The 15,107-nt window shown below is 69.2% G+C and carries 13 protein-coding genes; 6 read left to right on the plus strand and 7 right to left on the minus strand.

Annotated elements, in window-relative coordinates:
- Positions 1-45 precede the first annotated feature (45 nt).
- Positions 46-1,146 carry an RNA ligase gene (locus ACTFO6_RS12435; RefSeq protein WP_439934767.1) on the plus strand — a complete coding sequence of 367 codons (1,101 nt, stop codon included), beginning with the start codon at positions 46-48 and terminating at the stop codon, positions 1,144-1,146.
- Here the strand turns inward: ACTFO6_RS12435 and ACTFO6_RS12440 are convergent.
- Together ACTFO6_RS12440 and ACTFO6_RS12445 are read right to left on the minus strand one after the other, a co-directional pair.
- Complete coding sequence (locus tag ACTFO6_RS12440) at positions 1,120-1,713, minus strand: RNA ligase partner protein (RefSeq protein WP_439934768.1); 594 nt, start codon at positions 1,711-1,713, stop codon at positions 1,120-1,122. The genes ACTFO6_RS12435 and ACTFO6_RS12440 overlap by 27 nt on opposite strands.
- Positions 1,714-1,937: 224 nt before the next feature.
- On the minus strand, positions 1,938-2,540 hold the full coding sequence (locus ACTFO6_RS12445; RefSeq protein WP_439934769.1) for a DJ-1/PfpI family protein: 603 nt from the start codon (positions 2,538-2,540) through the stop codon (positions 1,938-1,940).
- A gap of 201 nt (positions 2,541-2,741) precedes the next feature.
- On the opposite strand from ACTFO6_RS12445, the gene ACTFO6_RS12450 reads away from it, so the two are divergent.
- From ACTFO6_RS12450 to ACTFO6_RS12460, 3 genes are all read left to right on the plus strand, one after another.
- The gene (locus ACTFO6_RS12450; protein ID WP_439934770.1) at positions 2,742-3,215 is read left to right on the plus strand and encodes an aminoacyl-tRNA deacylase; all 474 of its coding nucleotides are present in this window, start codon (positions 2,742-2,744) and stop codon (positions 3,213-3,215) included.
- Positions 3,216-3,356: 141 nt separating this feature from the next.
- Entirely contained in the window at positions 3,357-4,736 is a 1,380-nt protein-coding gene (locus ACTFO6_RS12455) for an FAD-containing oxidoreductase (protein ID WP_439934771.1), read from the plus strand.
- Between the two features lie 56 nt (positions 4,737-4,792).
- Entirely contained in the window at positions 4,793-5,458 is a 666-nt protein-coding gene (locus tag ACTFO6_RS12460) for a hypothetical protein (protein ID WP_439934772.1), read from the plus strand.
- 14 nt (positions 5,459-5,472) lie between these two features.
- Here ACTFO6_RS12460 and ACTFO6_RS12465 read toward each other — a convergent pair whose 3' ends face one another.
- Complete coding sequence (locus ACTFO6_RS12465; RefSeq protein WP_439934773.1) at positions 5,473-5,856, minus strand: hypothetical protein; 384 nt, start codon at positions 5,854-5,856, stop codon at positions 5,473-5,475.
- A 99-nt stretch (positions 5,857-5,955) separates the two neighbouring features.
- Here ACTFO6_RS12465 and ACTFO6_RS12470 point away from each other — a divergent pair, with 99 nt between their 5' ends.
- Both ACTFO6_RS12470 and ACTFO6_RS12475 read left to right on the plus strand, forming a co-directional pair.
- The gene (locus tag ACTFO6_RS12470; RefSeq protein ID WP_439934774.1) at positions 5,956-6,426 is read left to right on the plus strand and encodes a hypothetical protein; all 471 of its coding nucleotides are present in this window, start codon (positions 5,956-5,958) and stop codon (positions 6,424-6,426) included.
- 262 nt (positions 6,427-6,688) lie between these two features.
- Entirely contained in the window at positions 6,689-7,096 is a 408-nt protein-coding gene (locus ACTFO6_RS12475; protein WP_439934775.1) for a hypothetical protein, read from the plus strand.
- 18 nt (positions 7,097-7,114) lie between these two features.
- On the opposite strand, the gene ACTFO6_RS12480 is transcribed toward ACTFO6_RS12475, so the two are convergent.
- The 4 genes from ACTFO6_RS12480 to ACTFO6_RS12495 all read right to left on the minus strand — a co-directional run bounded on the left by ACTFO6_RS12480 (position 7,115) and on the right by ACTFO6_RS12495 (position 14,904).
- On the minus strand, positions 7,115-8,269 hold the full coding sequence (locus ACTFO6_RS12480; protein ID WP_439934776.1) for a hypothetical protein: 1,155 nt from the start codon (positions 8,267-8,269) through the stop codon (positions 7,115-7,117).
- A gap of 62 nt (positions 8,270-8,331) precedes the next feature.
- Positions 8,332-8,787: an alternative ribosome rescue aminoacyl-tRNA hydrolase ArfB gene (gene arfB / locus ACTFO6_RS12485; RefSeq protein ID WP_439934777.1), complete on the minus strand. Its 456-nt coding sequence runs from the start codon at positions 8,785-8,787 to the stop codon at positions 8,332-8,334.
- Positions 8,781-12,209 carry a UvrD-helicase domain-containing protein gene (locus ACTFO6_RS12490; RefSeq protein ID WP_439934778.1) on the minus strand — a complete coding sequence of 1,143 codons (3,429 nt, stop codon included), beginning with the start codon at positions 12,207-12,209 and terminating at the stop codon, positions 8,781-8,783. The genes arfB and ACTFO6_RS12490 overlap by 7 nt, the downstream gene beginning before the upstream one ends.
- A complete protein-coding gene (locus ACTFO6_RS12495) occupies positions 12,202-14,904 on the minus strand; it encodes a PD-(D/E)XK nuclease family protein (protein WP_439934779.1) in 2,703 nt (900 codons plus the stop codon). Before ACTFO6_RS12495 ends, ACTFO6_RS12490 begins: the two co-directional genes overlap by 8 nt.
- Positions 14,905-15,107: the final 203 nt, after the last annotated feature.

Below are 15,107 nucleotides of genomic sequence, written 5' to 3' on the forward strand. Positions count from 1 at the left end.
CGAGCCCTGCCCTAAAATCCCATTGAAGCCCGTATCGGTCGCGTCATGTCCAATCCCGAGATCCAAAGAGCCCTCGATGAAGGCAAAGCCGTCGAGGTGAGCACCGGAGAACTCAGCTACCTTCGGGTCTACGACGACCTGAAAGGGATACCGCGCGGGACCGTGATGTTCGACGGGAACATCGTGGTGTATGGCTATCCCCATATCGGCCGGGTCGTGGCCCTGGGCCCCGGTTTGGGACAGCAGTTCCAGGCGCCCTTCTGGATCGAGGAAAAAATCGACGGCTACAACGTGCGGATCGTGCGCGTGCGGGATCGCGTCGTCGCCCTGACCCGAGGTGGCTTCGTGTGCCCGTTCACCACCGATCGCCTGCCGGACCTCATGAGCCTCGCCGTGTTCGAGGATCACCCCGAGCTGGTGGTGTGCGCCGAAGTGGCCGGCCCGGAAAACCCATATAACGAAGCGAGCCCGCCGTTCGTCGGCGAGGACGTGCGCCTGTTCGTGTTCGACCTGATGCGGGTCGGCTCGCCCGGTTTCGTCCCCTACGGGGAAAAGCAGACCCTTATCGAGCACTATGGGCTACCGGCGGTAGAACGCTTCGGGCGCTACACCGCTGGCGACCTGGAGGCAATCGGCGCGATCCTGGTGCGCCTGAGCGAGGAAGGGCGCGAAGGCGTGGTGTTCAAGGAGGATTCCCCCCGAGATCACCGGGCCAAGTACACCACCGCCGCCGCCTGTATCCAGGACCTGCGCCTTGGCGCCCGGGTGCTGCTCGATCTGCCGCCTGAGTATTTCGTGAACCGCCTGTTGCAACTCGCCGTATTCGTTGAAGAACACGGGCTCGAGCAGGCGAAGCGCCTGGGCGAAGCCGTCGGCGCGTCGCTGCTCGACGGGCTTCAAGAAGCCATCCGCCTGCAGCGGAGCGAGCAGAAGGTGCTGCGCCGCTACCGCTGCCGCCTGCGCAGCCCCGACGTCGCCGAACGGCTGATCGAACACCTGGCTCGCGAGTCGGGCCGCCAGGTCCAGGTGCTCGCGCGGGAACTGCGCCGGGAAGGAGTCTACTGGGTGTTGGAGTTCGACCGGATCTACCCGATCACTAGCGGCACGCTCAACAACCTGCTAGGCGGGAGACTCGCCTTCGATTAAGGCGTCCAGAATGCCCCGCAGGTTTTGGGGCAGCACCAACTTGACACCCACCTTGTCGGCCCAGGTCCTCAGGCCCTCGTCCGCCGAGACCAGCCTGGCATCCAGCTCGTAGGCAAGAAGCAGGCAGTCCGCGTCCTCCCGGCTGTCGATGATCCCCCGGCGCAGCGCCTCCCGGTAACGCTCCCGCAGCCGCGCGATCATGAGACCCGCGTCCTCGGCGGTCAGCGCCTCGCGACCGCGCCGCGTGTACTCCTCGGCGATGCGCAGACCCCGGTCGATGCGGTGCCGCACCTCGTCGATGAACTCGTAGAGCACGTTGGCCGGAATCTGCAGCTCGTGCTTGCGCGGACTACGGATGCGCACCGCCAGTTCGAACTGGGGCGCGATCGCGTCGACGGCGCGCAGGTGACGCAACTCTTCGTACACCGACACCGGCATGTAGAACTCGGCGCCAGTCCGGCGCGCGAGGGCCAGGAACAACCGGAGCGCCTCCCCCGGTTCCGGCGAGAACTGGGCGTAGCTTTCCGGGTTGGTAAAAACGCTGGTGTCAAGGACAAAGCGTTCCATAGCGGAGGCAAGCCTGGCATCCTTCAGCCTCGGGCAGGATACGTCTCGCGCGGCCAACTGTCCCGCGCCCTCGCCATACCGGACAAGAGCGCGCCCTCACGGCCATAGGTTTACCCGCGACGTGCGTAGCGCAGTCTTCCATCCTAGAAGCGGCTCCCGGTCGGTGCTCTCCTTCCGCGGCGCAATCCAGGAGAGCGCCTCGAGGAGGAAAAACCGCGCAAGGGCTACGCCGCCGCTTTCAGCTCGCCGTGCTCGATGCGGGTACCTAGTACTTTCAAGAACTCGGCGAGCCAGGCCGGATGAGCTGGCCATGCCGGCGCGGTTACCAGGGTCCCGTCCACGCAGGCGCCGTCGATCCTGGTATCGACCCAAGTGCCGCCGGCGCTCACCACCTCCGGCTTCACCGCCGGGTAGGCGGTGAGCTTTCTACCCTTCACCACGTCGGCGGCGGTCAGGATTTGGATGCCGTGGCAGATGGCAGCGATGGGCTTGCCCGCCTGGGCGAAATGCTGCACTGCCTTGATCACGCTCGGGTCCAGCCGCAGGTACTCCGGCGCCCGTCCCCCCGCGAGCAGCAGGGCCTCGTAGCTTTCCGGCTTCACTTCGCTCCAAGTGGCGTTCAGCGCGAAATTGTGGCCCCGCTTCTCGCTGTAGGTCTGCTGGCCTTCGAAGTCGTGGATCGCGGTGACGATGGTCTCTCCGGACTTCTTGTTGGGGCAGGCCGCGTGGACCTCATGGCCCACCATCTTGAGGGCCTGGAACGGCACCATCACCTCGTAATCCTCGCTGAAGTCGCCCACGATCATGAGGATCTTTTTTCCTGCCATGGGAGCCTCCTTTCCAGTCGGTCTCGGTGAACGGACAAAGGGCCCAAAACGGGCCGGGGGAAAGAACCTGCAGTGGCGATTTTCCCAATTCTAATCCCAATGAGAACCCCGGCGGGGGCCCTAGTTTAAGCCCGGGACCCTGCCAAGGCCCGCCGGCCGGGCTATATTGAGAGCATCCGAGTCCCGAGAGGAGGACCCCCCATGGCTATCGCCACGACCGTAGAGAAGTACTTGAAAGAGCAGCATGTTCCCTACGACGTGCTGCCTCACATGCGGACCGGGTCCAGCATCCGCTCCGCCACCGCCGCCCACGTATCCCCCCACCGGGTCGCCAAGGCGGTCCTGCTGGAGGACGAGCAAGGCTACGTGATGGCGGTGCTGCCCGCCGACCGGCACGTGCACCTGGGAACTCTGCGGCGGGAGCTGGGCCGCCGGCTCGGGCTCGCCACGGAGCAGGAGATCGCGAACCTGTTCCGCGATTGCGACGTGGGCGCCATCCCGCCCCTGGGCGAAGCCTACGGCCTCACCGTGGTGGTGGATGACGAGCTGATGGGCGAATCGGACATCTATTTCGAAGCGGGCGACCACGAGGAGCTGATCCACGTGCGGCGGGAGGACTTCATGCGGCTCCTGCCCCACGCCCGCTACGCCCGTTTCTCCACGGCGGCCTTCTAGACGAGGCGGAGGTCGCGGCCCTCCGCTTACACGGGCCGCCTATGACGCCCGGGCGCTTCCGCCCGGATGAGCCCGGCGCGCGCCCTTTTTTGCCCGGGTTTTGTCCAAGGAAACGCCTCGGTCCCACAGGGAGGAAAGACCATGTCCACCCATTTCGACGCCATCGTGGTCGGGGCCGGCCAGGCGGGCCCGTCCCTCGCCGTGCGCCTCGCCCAGGCGGGATACAAAACCGCCATCATCGAACGGGGCCACCTGGGCGGTACCTGCGTCAATACGGGCTGCACGCCCACCAAGACGCTGGTGGCGAGCGCCCGGGTCGCCTACCTCGCCCGGCGGGCCGCCGATTTCGGGGTACAGGCCGGCCCCATCGGCGTGGACATGAAGGCGGTAAAAGCGCGCAAGGACGCGGTCGTGGGGCAGTCGCGCCAGGGGCTCGCCGGGTGGCTGGGGGAAACGAAAGGGCTCACCGTGATCCGGGGTCACGCGCGATTCGTCGCCGAGCGCACCCTCGAAGTGAACGGCGAGTGCCTGGCCTCGGAGCGCGTCTTCCTCGACGTGGGAGGCCGCCCCGCCGCGCCGCCGATCGAAGGTCTCGACCAGGTCCCCTATCTCACCAGCTCGTCGATGATGGACGTGGACTTCCTGCCCGAGCACCTGGTAATCGTGGGCGGAAGCTACATCGGCCTGGAGTTCGCCCAAGTGCACCGGCGCTTCGGCGCCGAAGTGACGGTGATCGAGATGGCGCCGCGGATCGTGCCGCGGGAAGATCCCGATGTCTCGGACGCGATCCGCGCCGTGCTGGAGCGGGAGGGTGTCACGATCCACACCGGGGCGGAATGCGTCGCGGTCGAGAAGCGCGGGGCCGCCGTCCAGCTCGGCGTGCGCTGCGAAGGGGAGGGCCCCCGGATCACGGGTTCCCACCTGTTGGTGGCCGCCGGGCGGCGTCCTAACACGGACGATCTCGGGCTGGAGCGGGCCGGCGTTCGCACCGACGCCCAGGGCTACATCGAGGTGGACGACTGCCTGCAAACCTCCGCCCCGGGCGTCTGGGCCCTGGGCGACGTGAACCGCCGGGGCGCCTTCACCCACACCGCCTACAACGATTACGAGATCGTGGCCGCCAACGTACTCGACGGCGGGCGGCGCCGGGTGAGCGACCGAGTGCCGGCCTACGCCTTGTTCGTGGACCCGCCCCTCGGGCGCGTGGGCGCCACCGAGGCGGAGGTACGCGCCTCGAAACGCCGGGCGCTCATGGCCACCATGCCCATGAAGCGGGTCGCCCGGGCCCGGGAACGGAGCGAGACCGACGGATTCATGAAGGTGCTGGTGGACGCGGAGTCGAAGCGGATCCTGGGCGCCGCCATCTTCGGCATCGAGGGCGACGAGGTCATCCACGTATTCATCCAGGCGATGAACGTAGGCATCCCCTACACGACGCTTCAGCGGGCAATGGGCATCCATCCGACGGTGGCGGAACTGCTACCCACCCTGCTGGAGCGGCTCTCCCCGCTTGATGCATGACTCGAAAGCCGGAATCTGAACGACAGGAAACCGGGTTACGACGCAAGGAAGGCTCAGTGAAACCGAAGAAACGCCTGATGTTCGTTCCCGCGTACGGGCTAGCGGTCATCCTGGCCGGGTGCGCCACCGTACAAACCCTGCGCACCGATCTCGGCCTGGGAGGAAATCCCGAGCTCAACGCGGCGCCCCTGACGGAGCGTCTGCCGGCGGCGGGGCCGCCGTCGCTGCGTCCGGGGGACGTCTACCTCTTCCGCTTCGGGACCGGCGTCCAGCAGAGCGAGACCGTCACGGAGGTGCGGGGCGATCAGGTGACCTGGCGCCTGCCCACCGGCGCCACCTGGACCACGGTGAGCGGGACCATGTTCAACACCGCGGAGTGGAGCGACACCGCCGCTTACGGCTCGGGCCGTCAGGCCTTCACGGGGAACTACGGAAGCCTCTTCCCTTTGCGGGTGGGCAACGTGGTGCGCTACACGGCCAGGGGGGAAAGCTCCCGGGAGTCCGGGGGCTGGACCGTGCACTGGACCTGCACCGTGCCTTCCGAAGAGCGCATCACCGTGGCGGCGGGCACGTTCGATACCTACCGGGTAATGTGCTACCGCGCGGGGCAGTTGCGCACCTACTTCTACGCCCCCAGCATCGACCTGTACGTGTTGCGCATCACCACGGGCAAGGATCCGGGGCGCAAGGAGCTGGTGTCCTACCGGCGGGCGGCGGGCTGAAAAGACGGCCGCGCTCAGCGCCCGGGCGCTCCGCCGTAGCCGTAGCCCCGGCCCTTGCCTCCGGGGGCCGCCCCGGCGGAGAGGGCCACGTGTCCCCGGTCGCCGCTCGCCATGCCCTGTCCCACCAGGCGGCCATCCTGGTAGAGGTGGGCGGTCAACGAACCGCCCGCCGCGTTCAGGCGCAGGGAGACGGCGCGCCCGTTGAAACGGTAATGGGCGGGCACCGTCCCTTCGATCCGCACGGAGGCGACGCTCCCGTCCGCCTCCACCAGCTCGTAGGCGCCGCTGAAACTCGTGGACTCGCCGCCCGTGACTTGCAGCAGGAACTCGGCCGCCAATCCGGGGGGGACGGCTGCGGCCAGGACGATCGAGAGGAAAACTGCCGAGCGCAACGCCATGCGAAACGCCTCCTCGGCGAAGAAGGAAAAGCGCTCCGGACGGGGCTCTTTCCCGCCCGGAACTCTGGGGATTTCAAGCGTATCGGTGAGGGACGGGAAATGGGCTTAAGACGTGGCGCCGTCGCCGCCGGCACCGCCCCCGCTGCCGCCACCTCCACCCCCGGCAGCGGTTCCGTCGGCGGAGCCGCTTCCGGCACCGGTGCCGGCTCCACTACCGCCGCCACCGCCGCCACCGCCTCCTCCACCGCCGCCACCGCCTCCTCCACCGCCGCCACCGCCTCCACCACCGCCGCCACCGCCACCGCCTCCGCCACCGCCGCCACCGCCACCGCCTCCGCCACCATCAGCGATGGCCAGGGCGTGATCCAGGGACAGGGTCGAGAGGTTGAAGGAAAGCGGCGCCAGGCTCAGGGTCAAGGCAAGGGCGCTCGCGGACGTGGCAAGCAGGAGTCTGTGCTGCAGGGACTTGCTCATGGCAACTCCTCCGATGGTCAGCTAACAATTACGCTTGGGCAAAGCTCCTCGCTCGGATTCCGCTCGCCAAAAGTGGGGCGTAACGGGCCGGCTTGAAAGAAAGAATGCAATGTTTGTGCCGATGAAAACAATTCTCTATTGGAACACATCGTTACTTCCAGGTCTCCCCGACTCGGTGAAGCGCTGCCGCCCGCAAACCGTCGCCGAACAACGACACATGAAGTCTCCTTGTCGCCAAAAAGCGCCAGCATGCAAGCTCGCAAGCGGAAGGCTTTCTCTGTTAACCTTTCATCTTGGATCAACATCTTATCTGACTACCATGGCTGATAGACACGACGACAGGCTCCCGGAAGCGAAAATGGACGGGGCCAACCTCTACCGGGAAGAGATTGTCACCGACCGCAAGGTTGGAACGATCCGAGTGCTGACCCCCATCAAGAGCGACGGTTCGACGGATCTCGCACGCAAAGTGGCTTACGTGGGAGAAGCCCAGCTTCTCACCTCGGTGGGCGCCCTTCCCTTGAGCTTCGAGATCGAGGCGGCCACCCTGGCCGAGGCCGTCCAGCACTACGGACCCGCGGCCAAGAAGGCCCTGGAGCAGGCCATGCGGGAGCTGGAAGAGCTGCGCCGCCAGGCCGCTTCTTCCCTGGTCATTCCTCGGGGCGGAGCAGGCGGGCTCGGCGGCGGGGGGCTGGGAAGCGGCGGCCTTGGTCCCGGCGGCTTCCCAGGAGGTCTTCCTGGTGGCGGGAAAATCCAGCTTCCCTGATTCGAGAAGCGGCCTGTCCTACCCGGCTTCACCCGCCCCGGGGGCTCCGGTCGCCTCCTCCGTCAAGGCTTCGGCGATGGCTTCCCGCTGGGACGCTGGCATGGGCAGCGGCGCGGTAGGGGCGATCATCTCCTCCAGGGTCGGACCGGCGTCCTCCGCAGAAAAACCCGCGTCTTTGAGCTTCTCCCGCAGAAACGCGTAAGCGTGGGCGAGGCCCTCTTGGAGGGCGAGTTCATTTATTCCCAGGACCTCGGCGGCCAGCCCCGGGGTCAAGCTTTCTAGCGTGGTGAGCACCACCGCTTGCCGCCACGCCCGGGGCAGGGCGGCGATGGCCCGCTGCAGCGCAAGCTGCATTTCCCGGCGCACCTGGGCCTGCTCAGGGGTAGGCGCGTCCTCGAGGAGCACCAGGTCCTCCAGCCGCAGCCGCTCTTCCGGCTCCCAGTAATCGAAGCGCTCCTCGTCCCGGCGGGTCGGCTCTTCCGCCGGCTGGGGCGGTGGCCCCTCCAGGGACAAGGTTTCCACCGCCCGCTCCCGGCGCAACCGCTCCACCTCCTCGGCGACGACCTGCACGGCGAGGGAAATGAGCCACTGGGAAACCGTCAGGCGGTGGGGCCGCTGCTCGAACACCTCCAGCCCCCGCAGGACCACCGCGTCCACCAGGTCCTCCACGCTCAGCTCTCCCGGCCCCAGTGCCCCCGTGCTCTCAAGGTAGAGCAGTTCCCGCTGGACAAAGCCGTAAAGGGCGTCCAGGTGGGATCGGATCAGGTCAAAATATAGTCGTCGCCGCTCCTGCTCCTCGGCTTCCAGAGGGCTCTTGACCAGCAAGCGCAGCCGTTCGCGCCGCTCTGGACGCTTCCACAAGGGCTCCCGTCGCAGTCGGGCCAGGTGCTTGTCGGTGCGACGGAAAAGCTCTTCGAACGCCTCGGCCATCACGGCCGCAAGATCGTGCCCCTCTTCCGCGACGGCCAGTACCGTGGAAGGCAGCTTGAGCCGCAAACTCGCCCGGTATAGCTGGTGATTGGGGTTCTTTTCGACCCGCCCCTCGAGATGGACCAGATCGGGAGGAAAATCCTTGAGGCGGCCCTCGAGTTCCGCCGCCCGCTCGCCGAACATCTGCTGCAACCGGGGGCGGCTCGGCTCCCCGATGCGATGAAAGGAAAGATGGGTTCTCATGGCAATTGGCTCCTTTCCACTTGGTTATATGGGTGCGCCGGCGCTGGAGCCCAAGCCTAAAGTCACTCCGTCACTCTTTTCCGCAGCGCCTTGGCGAGGGAGCGCTTCTTCTTGGCTTCGAGGCGCCGCGCTTCGGCGCTCAAGGGAGGCCGCGTGGGGATGCGGGGGCGGCGCGGGACCGCCGCGCCGCGGATCAGGGCCTTGAGCCGGTCCAGGGCCTCCTCCAGATTCTTTTCCCGGCTTCGGTGCCGCTGGGCCTTGATCACGATCACCCCCTCCTTTGTGATGCGCTTGTCATCGAGCTGGAACAGCCGCGCCTTGCAAGGCTCGGGAAGGGAAGAGGCGCGAATGTCGAAGCGCAGATGCACGGCGGAGGCCACTTTGTTCACGTTCTGCCCGCCCGCTCCCTGGGCACGTACCGCCTTCCACTCGATCTCCTGCTCAGGAACGGCGAGCTCGCGGGAAATCCGGAGCATGCCCCGGGGGCGAAGGGGGCTTTTTTCCGGACCGCTCACCACTCCCGCCATCCCTTGAGCAGGGGGAAGTACAGGCCCCGCCTGATGGGCGCGAGGCCTGCCGCCGCCAGAAGCCGTGTGTAGCGCTCCAACTGGGGCCGGTAGCGCTCCCGCTCCCGGTCCAGGAACGCTTCCACGTCTCCGCCCAAGTGCACCCCGATCTTGTAATCCACGATCCAGCGCACCCCCTCCTCGTCCACAAAGGTGCGGTCGATGGCGATGTCCACCAGCTCCCCGTCCAGCAGACCCGTCAGCCGGTATTCGCAGCGGGCCTCCCGGTGGGGGCCCAGGAGCCAGCGGCCCCGCGGGTCGGCGAGGGTTTGCGTGAGCGCGGCGGCCACCCGCTGGGCGGCCCGATCCAGATCCTCCCGCGGCACCCCGAGCCGCGCGAGCTCAGCCCGGTAGGCGGGGAGGAGCCCTTGCACCCGTTCCTCGCTCCAGCCTTGCAGGGCCTCCTCTCCCATGCGCTGGAGCCAGCGGTGCACCACCGTGCCCACGTGGCGGGCGCTTTCCCCCGCCCAGGAAAATTCCACCGGTTCCACCACGGCATGGGCGGCCGGCCGCCGCTCCCAAGCCACGGCGGGGGGTGGCGGCGGCAGGACATACTCCGCCTTAAGCCGCCGAGACAGGGGATCGATGGGCACGGAAGCCCCTGCCTCTCGGGTCCGGTCCTCTCCCGGCGCCGGGGGCGGGAGGAGGCTCGCGGCACGCCGGTATTCCTGGGCCACCGCCGGCCAGAGACGGGCGAGGAGGCTCCCCTGGGCCGGCTCCCCCACTTCCCAGACCCCTTCCCGGCCCTTGAGCGGCGCCCGGCCCAGGAGATGGAGCCGGCGCTTCGCCCGGGTCGCCGCCACGTACAGGAGCCGGCCCGCCTCGAACAGCTCTCGCTCCCGGTCGAGCCGGGCGATGTAGGCATAGATCGGGTCCTGCTCGGCCCCCGCCTCCCGGATGGGGGCGAGGAGCAGATCCGCCCCGCCCGCGGGCTGGGGCCGCACGATCCACCGCATGAGCCGCCGTTCCTCCTGCCGGGGAGGATCTCCCAATCCGGGCACGATCACCGTGTCGAACTCGAGCCCCTTGGCCTTATGGATGGTCATCACCTGGAGCCGTTCGTCGGCCGCCACGTCAGGGGCGGCGAAGAGCCGGTCCAAGGCCTCGGCCAAGGAGGAGAGGTCCGGGAGATCACCTCCCTGCTCCAGCCCCTCCAGGCAGTCCAGGTAGGCCTGGGCATCCTCCAGGTCGGCCGGCGCTTCCAGACACGCCGGCCCGCCCAGGGCGAGCCAGGCCGCTTCCACCCGGTCCCGCAACCTGCCCCGACGGGCGTTCGCCCTGGCGTGGGCGAGAGGCGGGAGCACCCGCTCCAGCCGCCGGCGGCCGTCCGGGGAGAGCCTCTCTCGACGTGCCGGGTCCTGGAGGAGGGACCACACGTCCGCTTCGGGAGCGTCACCAACGAGGGCGTGGAGATCCGAGAGAGTCATGCCGCACCAGGGGGCTCGCAGCACCGCCAGCCACGCCACCCGGTCGGCGGGATGGACCAGGGCGCGGGTCAGGGCGAAGAGATCCTGCACCACCGGCCGGTCCCCCAGCGGCTCGATCTCGATGGCGCGAAAGCGCAGCCCCGCTTCCCGCAGGGCTGGCACAATGCGGTTCAGGTGGCCCCGGCTGCGCACCAGGATGGCCACCGTCTGGGCGGGATCCTCCGTCCGGGCCGAGCGCACCAGTGCCACCACCTTGGCCGCTTCTTCGGTTCGATCCGGGCTGAAGGAGGGGTGCACGGTGACCGCAGGCTCCCGGTTTTCATTTCCGCCCGCGCCGGCGATCCAGTCGGGGCGAGGGACGGAAGGGACCAAGGGCACCGCCCCGGTCGCCGGATCCTCCGCGTCCGGCAGCACCTGGGCGAAGGCCCGGTTGACCCACTCCACGAGACCCGGGCTCGCTCGGAAATTGGTGCACAGGGTGACGGGCGTGAGGATGAGGGACCCGATCCCCTCCCGGCGGGCGCGAAGGAAGAGACCCACCTCCGCTTCCCGGAAACGGTAGATGGACTGCATGGGATCCCCTACGGCGAACAGGGTGCGCCCGTCGCCGGGTTCCCACCCGGCGGTGAGCTTGCGCAGGAGCTCGAACTGAGCGAGGGAGGTGTCCTGGAACTCGTCCACCAGCAGGTGTCGGACCCGGTAGTCCAGAGCCAGGGCCAGGTCGGTGGGCGTCTCCTCGTCCCCTAGGGCCCGCAAGGCCGCCTGGGCCACCTCGGTGAAGTCCACCTCCCCCCGGGACTGGAAGACCAGCTTGAGGGCTCCCGCCGCCAAGGGCAGCAGCCGGGCGATAGCCTCCAGGGCCTCCCACTGGGCATCGGTGTAGCGGGGCGGGGGCAGCGCCCGCAGATCGGCCAGGGCGAGGCGAAACGCCTCGAAAGGGACCAAGGCGGCGAGGGCCTCCTCCATGCGGGACTTGGCCGCCTTCAGCCGCGCCTTCTCGTCCGCGTTCTTCCCCTTGCCGGGCGGGGGAAAGCCGTTCGTCTCCGTCACCTTTCGCCGCCATTCGCCCCGCTGGGTGAGGAGGAGCTCGGCGAGGCCCAGCCAGGCGGGAAGCCCCACCTCGTCGGCGGGGGGGTAGGCGCTCAACCCTTCGCAGGCGAGGAGGGGGGAAGCGGCGCCCCCTTGCGCCAGACTCGCCGCCGCTTCCCGGGCCAGGGCGGCAAGGGCCGCCTCCCAGGCCGCCGGGGCCAGGGCCCGTACCCGGCGCAAACCCTCCAGCCGGGCCCGGGCCAGGGCCGCCTCCAGCCCGGCCCGGTCCAGGGCGCCAGAGGCCACATGGCGCAGCCACTGATCGCGCCGGGCCAGCATGGAGGCGATGAGCTTTTCCGCCTGGGCGGCGTCGTTGTCCAGGCGCACGAGAAGCCGCGCCACCAGGGGCGCGCCCTCAGCGTCCTCTTCCAGCAGGGCGAGGGTCGCCCGGGCTGCCTCCCGGTAGAGGTGGCTCGCCTCTTCCACGATGGCGGGCGGCGCGCCGAAGCGGGACAATACGGGCATCTGGCGCGTGAGCGACGCGCACAAAGCGTCGATAGTCTGGATGCGAAGCCGCGCGGGGTGGTCCTCGATCCGCCAGCCGAGCCGGGCGTCCCGGGCCATGGCCTCCCGGGCGAGCCGCCAAGTGAGGGCTTCGTGGGGCGGGTCCGGCTGGGGGCCTCGCGCGGCGCTCAGGGCTCTCAGGATCCGGCTGCGCATCTCGCCGGCGGCCTTGCGGGTGAAGGTGATGGCGACAATCTCTTCCGGCGCCTCCACCCCGGCAAGCAGCCCCAGGTAGCGCTGGATCAGGAGCTCGGTCTTGCCCGATCCGGCGGGGGCCTGGACGATGAAGGAGCGCTGAGGGTCCAGGGCCTCGGTGCGCTGGGGGAGGTCGGGGATGGGTCGCGCCTCAGTCATCCCCCTCCTCCGGCTCCGTGGGCCCAAGACCCACCCGCTCGTGGATGCGGCATAACGGACCCTGATCGCAATGCCGGCAGGTGGCCGGATAGCGCTTGGGATCGACCCGGGCGAAGCCGGCGGCGAAGGCCTGCGCGAGGGCTTCCAGGGTGCGCCGCCAGCCGTCCAGGAGGGCTTCCCAGTCCGGATGGGCCACGACCCCCGGAATACCCACCTCCCCCTCCGCCACGCCCCGAAAGCCCATATCCCCGGGACGAACTCGGGCGAAAGCCACGGCCGCCACCGGCTCTTTCATGCCTAAGGCATAGAGGGGGAGCTGGGGTTCCTCGGGGCGCTCGCCTTCCCATTGGCCGGGACGAGTCTCGCCGGTCTTGTAGTCGAGGATGACCCGCCGGCCGTCCGGCAGCCGGTCTACCCGGTCCAGGGTGACCCGGAGGGAGAGCCCGCCGACGGCGAGCTCTTGCGAGGCCTCGACCGCCTCCACCTCGAAGTCCCCTCGCCCCCGCTCCATCTCCAGCCACTCCCCCGCCAAGCGGGCGAGACGCTCCCTCTCCAGGGTTGCATAACGACCGCCGAGGGCCTGGAGCCGCTCCCGGGCGGCCGCCTCCACCGCCTGGTCCGCCGCCGCGCGAAGGAGGTCGGAAAGGGCCTCCGGGCTCGTTGCCTCCAGCCCCCGGCGGGAGCCCAGCGTGCGCCACACCTGGGCTAACACCCCGTGGAGGAGGCGGCCCCGTTCGGCCGGGCTCAAGCCCGCCTGAGGCGCGTCCAGGGCCCGGGAACCCAGCCGGTGGACGGCGAAGGCGCGGAAAGGACAGGAGGCCTGATCCCGAAACACCCGGGTGCCGCCCCGCACCGGCAGCTCCGGCGGGTGGGGCGGCCCGGTCAGGTCCTCGAAGCGCTCTAAGCGTCCCGAGGCGTGGATCACCTCGGCGTAAAGGGGGATGCGGGTCAGTCCCAGACTACCAGGATCGATAGCAGGAACACCGGCGATCAGGGAACTCGGGGCCAGGTCCCGGTCCCCTTCCCGCTGGGGATGGGAAAGCACGAGCTCCTTTGCCCCGCGAAACCAACCCTCCGTCAACCCCTGGGCGAAGGTGAGCTCCCGCTCGGCGCAGCCGTGGGGCAGCCCCATCCGCGCCTGGAGGGAAAACGGCAGGAACGGGTTGGGGCGGGGGGAAGGGGGCCAGCTCTCGTCGGTCAACCCCGTCACCCACAGGTGGTCGAAAGCCAGGGGCGCCGCTTCCAACACCCCCAGGATCTGCACCGGCGCCTCGGGGGACTCGGGCTGGAACAGGGTGCCGGCCGCCATGCCCTTGACCCGGGCTAGGGCGGCCGCCAGGGAGAGGTGCGGCGTGACCTCATCCAAGGCGGCAAGGGCGGCGAGCAGTTCGCGCCACTTTGCGTGGGTCTGGTATTCCTCGCTGGTAAGGGGGCGGCTGCCGGGAAAACCCAGGGCGGCGAGGGCGGCGAAGAAAACCTCCGCCCACCGGGAGGGCGTCCGGGTGACTCCCGCATTCTCCCCGGCCATGACCCGAAGGGCCTCGATCCCCTGGGCGAGGACCGGCGCATGGGGCGCCGGTCCGCCCCGGGAGTCCGTCCCGCCAGTGAGGCGGCGGAGCCTGTGCAGATCCACACGCAGCTCCCCCCGGCTTCTTAAAGCAGCATCCAGCGCCGCCCGGGGCCCTTGCTCGTCTTCTGCCCCGGCGATGAAGGGCGAGCGCAACAGGCTGCCCAGCCGCTCCAGGTCCGCTTCGCCCTCCAGAAGCTCCAGCACGGCGAGCGCGGTGTCCACCAGGGGATAGGCCGAAAGAGGCTCCCCCAGGGAAACGTTGAACGGCAGCGCTCCAGCGGGAATCCCTGGCAAACCGGAAGCCGGCCGCATCACCTGGACAAATACCCGCTCCAGCCGCCGGCGCTGCCTCGCGAGATCGGGCACCACCACCCCGATGCGCGCTTGCGGGTTAGCGCTGAGCCGGGCCCGGGCCCAACGGGCCGCCGCCTCGATCTCCTCCCCGGTGCCGGGAAAAGCCACGCGCACCGCCCGGGCGGCCCGGGCGGGGGAGGAGAGCGCGGCCAGGGTGCACCCCGCCGCCGCGAGGGCCGCGAACAGCTCCCGCTCCTGGGGCGTCACCTCTTCGAAGCCGCACAACACCGCCTGCCGCGGCACCGTGGCGCGCCCTTCACGTATCCATGCCGCCAGCATGTCCAGCAGCCGGGCGGCGTCCAGGGCGGTGAGCGCCTCAGTCAGCTCCCGGTAGCGGCTGGCCCAGCCCAGGAAGACGCGGCCGTCCTCGTTGAGGGGCTGCCGCTGCAAGGACTCCCAGAGGCGGTAGGCATGGGCAAGCTGCCAGGCTTCCCGGGCCAGGGACGCGGTGGAGGCCACTTCGAGCAAAGGGCTCGCCGCCTCGGACTCGCCGATCACCCGCTCCCACAGGGCTTGTTCCTGCAGGGGAGAGAGGGGCAGGAGGGCGGCGTCCAGGGAGGCCTCGTCATAGGTCCGCTCCAGCCAGGCAGACAGGGGAAGGATCTGGGGCGTCGGCCAGAGCGCCAGGCCCCGGGCCCGCTGCCGGCGGTCGTACTCGCCCTTGAGAAATCGGGCGAGTCGCCGGTTGACGGTGAGCCCGACGCCCCCCGCCTCGAGCCGATCCCATAGCGCCTCCCGGGAAAGGGAAGGGAAATCCGCGGCACCGCCCATGGAAGAGGCCAAGACCGGTCAGGAGGGGGCTAGCCCAGATACGTCACGAGGGGCTCGGGAGGACGACTCGGGGGGGCGAAACGGCCGCGCCGATCCTTGACCTGCGCCTCTCCGCGCGCCACCTTTTCAGCGCTCGAGCAGGTCTCGCTTGTCCTTGACCTTGGCCCACGCGGAGGCGTATCCGCGCGCAGGGCGGAGCAGGG

Origin of the sequence: Pelomicrobium sp. G1 (genome assembly GCF_051905455.1) — a bacterium.
GTDB lineage: Bacteria > Pseudomonadota > Gammaproteobacteria > Burkholderiales > UBA6910 > Pelomicrobium.

What these genes read in the sequence shown, in the direction of transcription:
- ACTFO6_RS12435 (WP_439934767.1), top strand. Translation starts at nt 46, where the DNA reads ATGTCCAATCCCGAGATCCAAAGAGCCCTCGATGAAGGCAAAGCCGTC.
- ACTFO6_RS12440 (WP_439934768.1), bottom strand. Translation starts at nt 1,713, where the DNA reads ATGGAACGCTTTGTCCTTGACACCAGCGTTTTTACCAACCCGGAAAGC.
- ACTFO6_RS12445 (WP_439934769.1), bottom strand. Translation starts at nt 2,540, where the DNA reads ATGGCAGGAAAAAAGATCCTCATGATCGTGGGCGACTTCAGCGAGGAT.
- ACTFO6_RS12450 (WP_439934770.1), top strand. Translation starts at nt 2,742, where the DNA reads ATGGCTATCGCCACGACCGTAGAGAAGTACTTGAAAGAGCAGCATGTT.
- ACTFO6_RS12455 (WP_439934771.1), top strand. Translation starts at nt 3,357, where the DNA reads ATGTCCACCCATTTCGACGCCATCGTGGTCGGGGCCGGCCAGGCGGGC.
- ACTFO6_RS12465 (WP_439934773.1), bottom strand. Translation starts at nt 5,856, where the DNA reads ATGGCGTTGCGCTCGGCAGTTTTCCTCTCGATCGTCCTGGCCGCAGCC.
- ACTFO6_RS12470 (WP_439934774.1), top strand. Translation starts at nt 5,956, where the DNA reads ATGGGCTTAAGACGTGGCGCCGTCGCCGCCGGCACCGCCCCCGCTGCC.
- ACTFO6_RS12475 (WP_439934775.1), top strand. Translation starts at nt 6,689, where the DNA reads ATGGACGGGGCCAACCTCTACCGGGAAGAGATTGTCACCGACCGCAAG.
- ACTFO6_RS12480 (WP_439934776.1), bottom strand. Translation starts at nt 8,269, where the DNA reads ATGAGAACCCATCTTTCCTTTCATCGCATCGGGGAGCCGAGCCGCCCC.
- ACTFO6_RS12490 (WP_439934778.1), bottom strand. Translation starts at nt 12,209, where the DNA reads ATGACTGAGGCGCGACCCATCCCCGACCTCCCCCAGCGCACCGAGGCC.
- ACTFO6_RS12495 (WP_439934779.1), bottom strand. Translation starts at nt 14,904, where the DNA reads ATGGGCGGTGCCGCGGATTTCCCTTCCCTTTCCCGGGAGGCGCTATGG.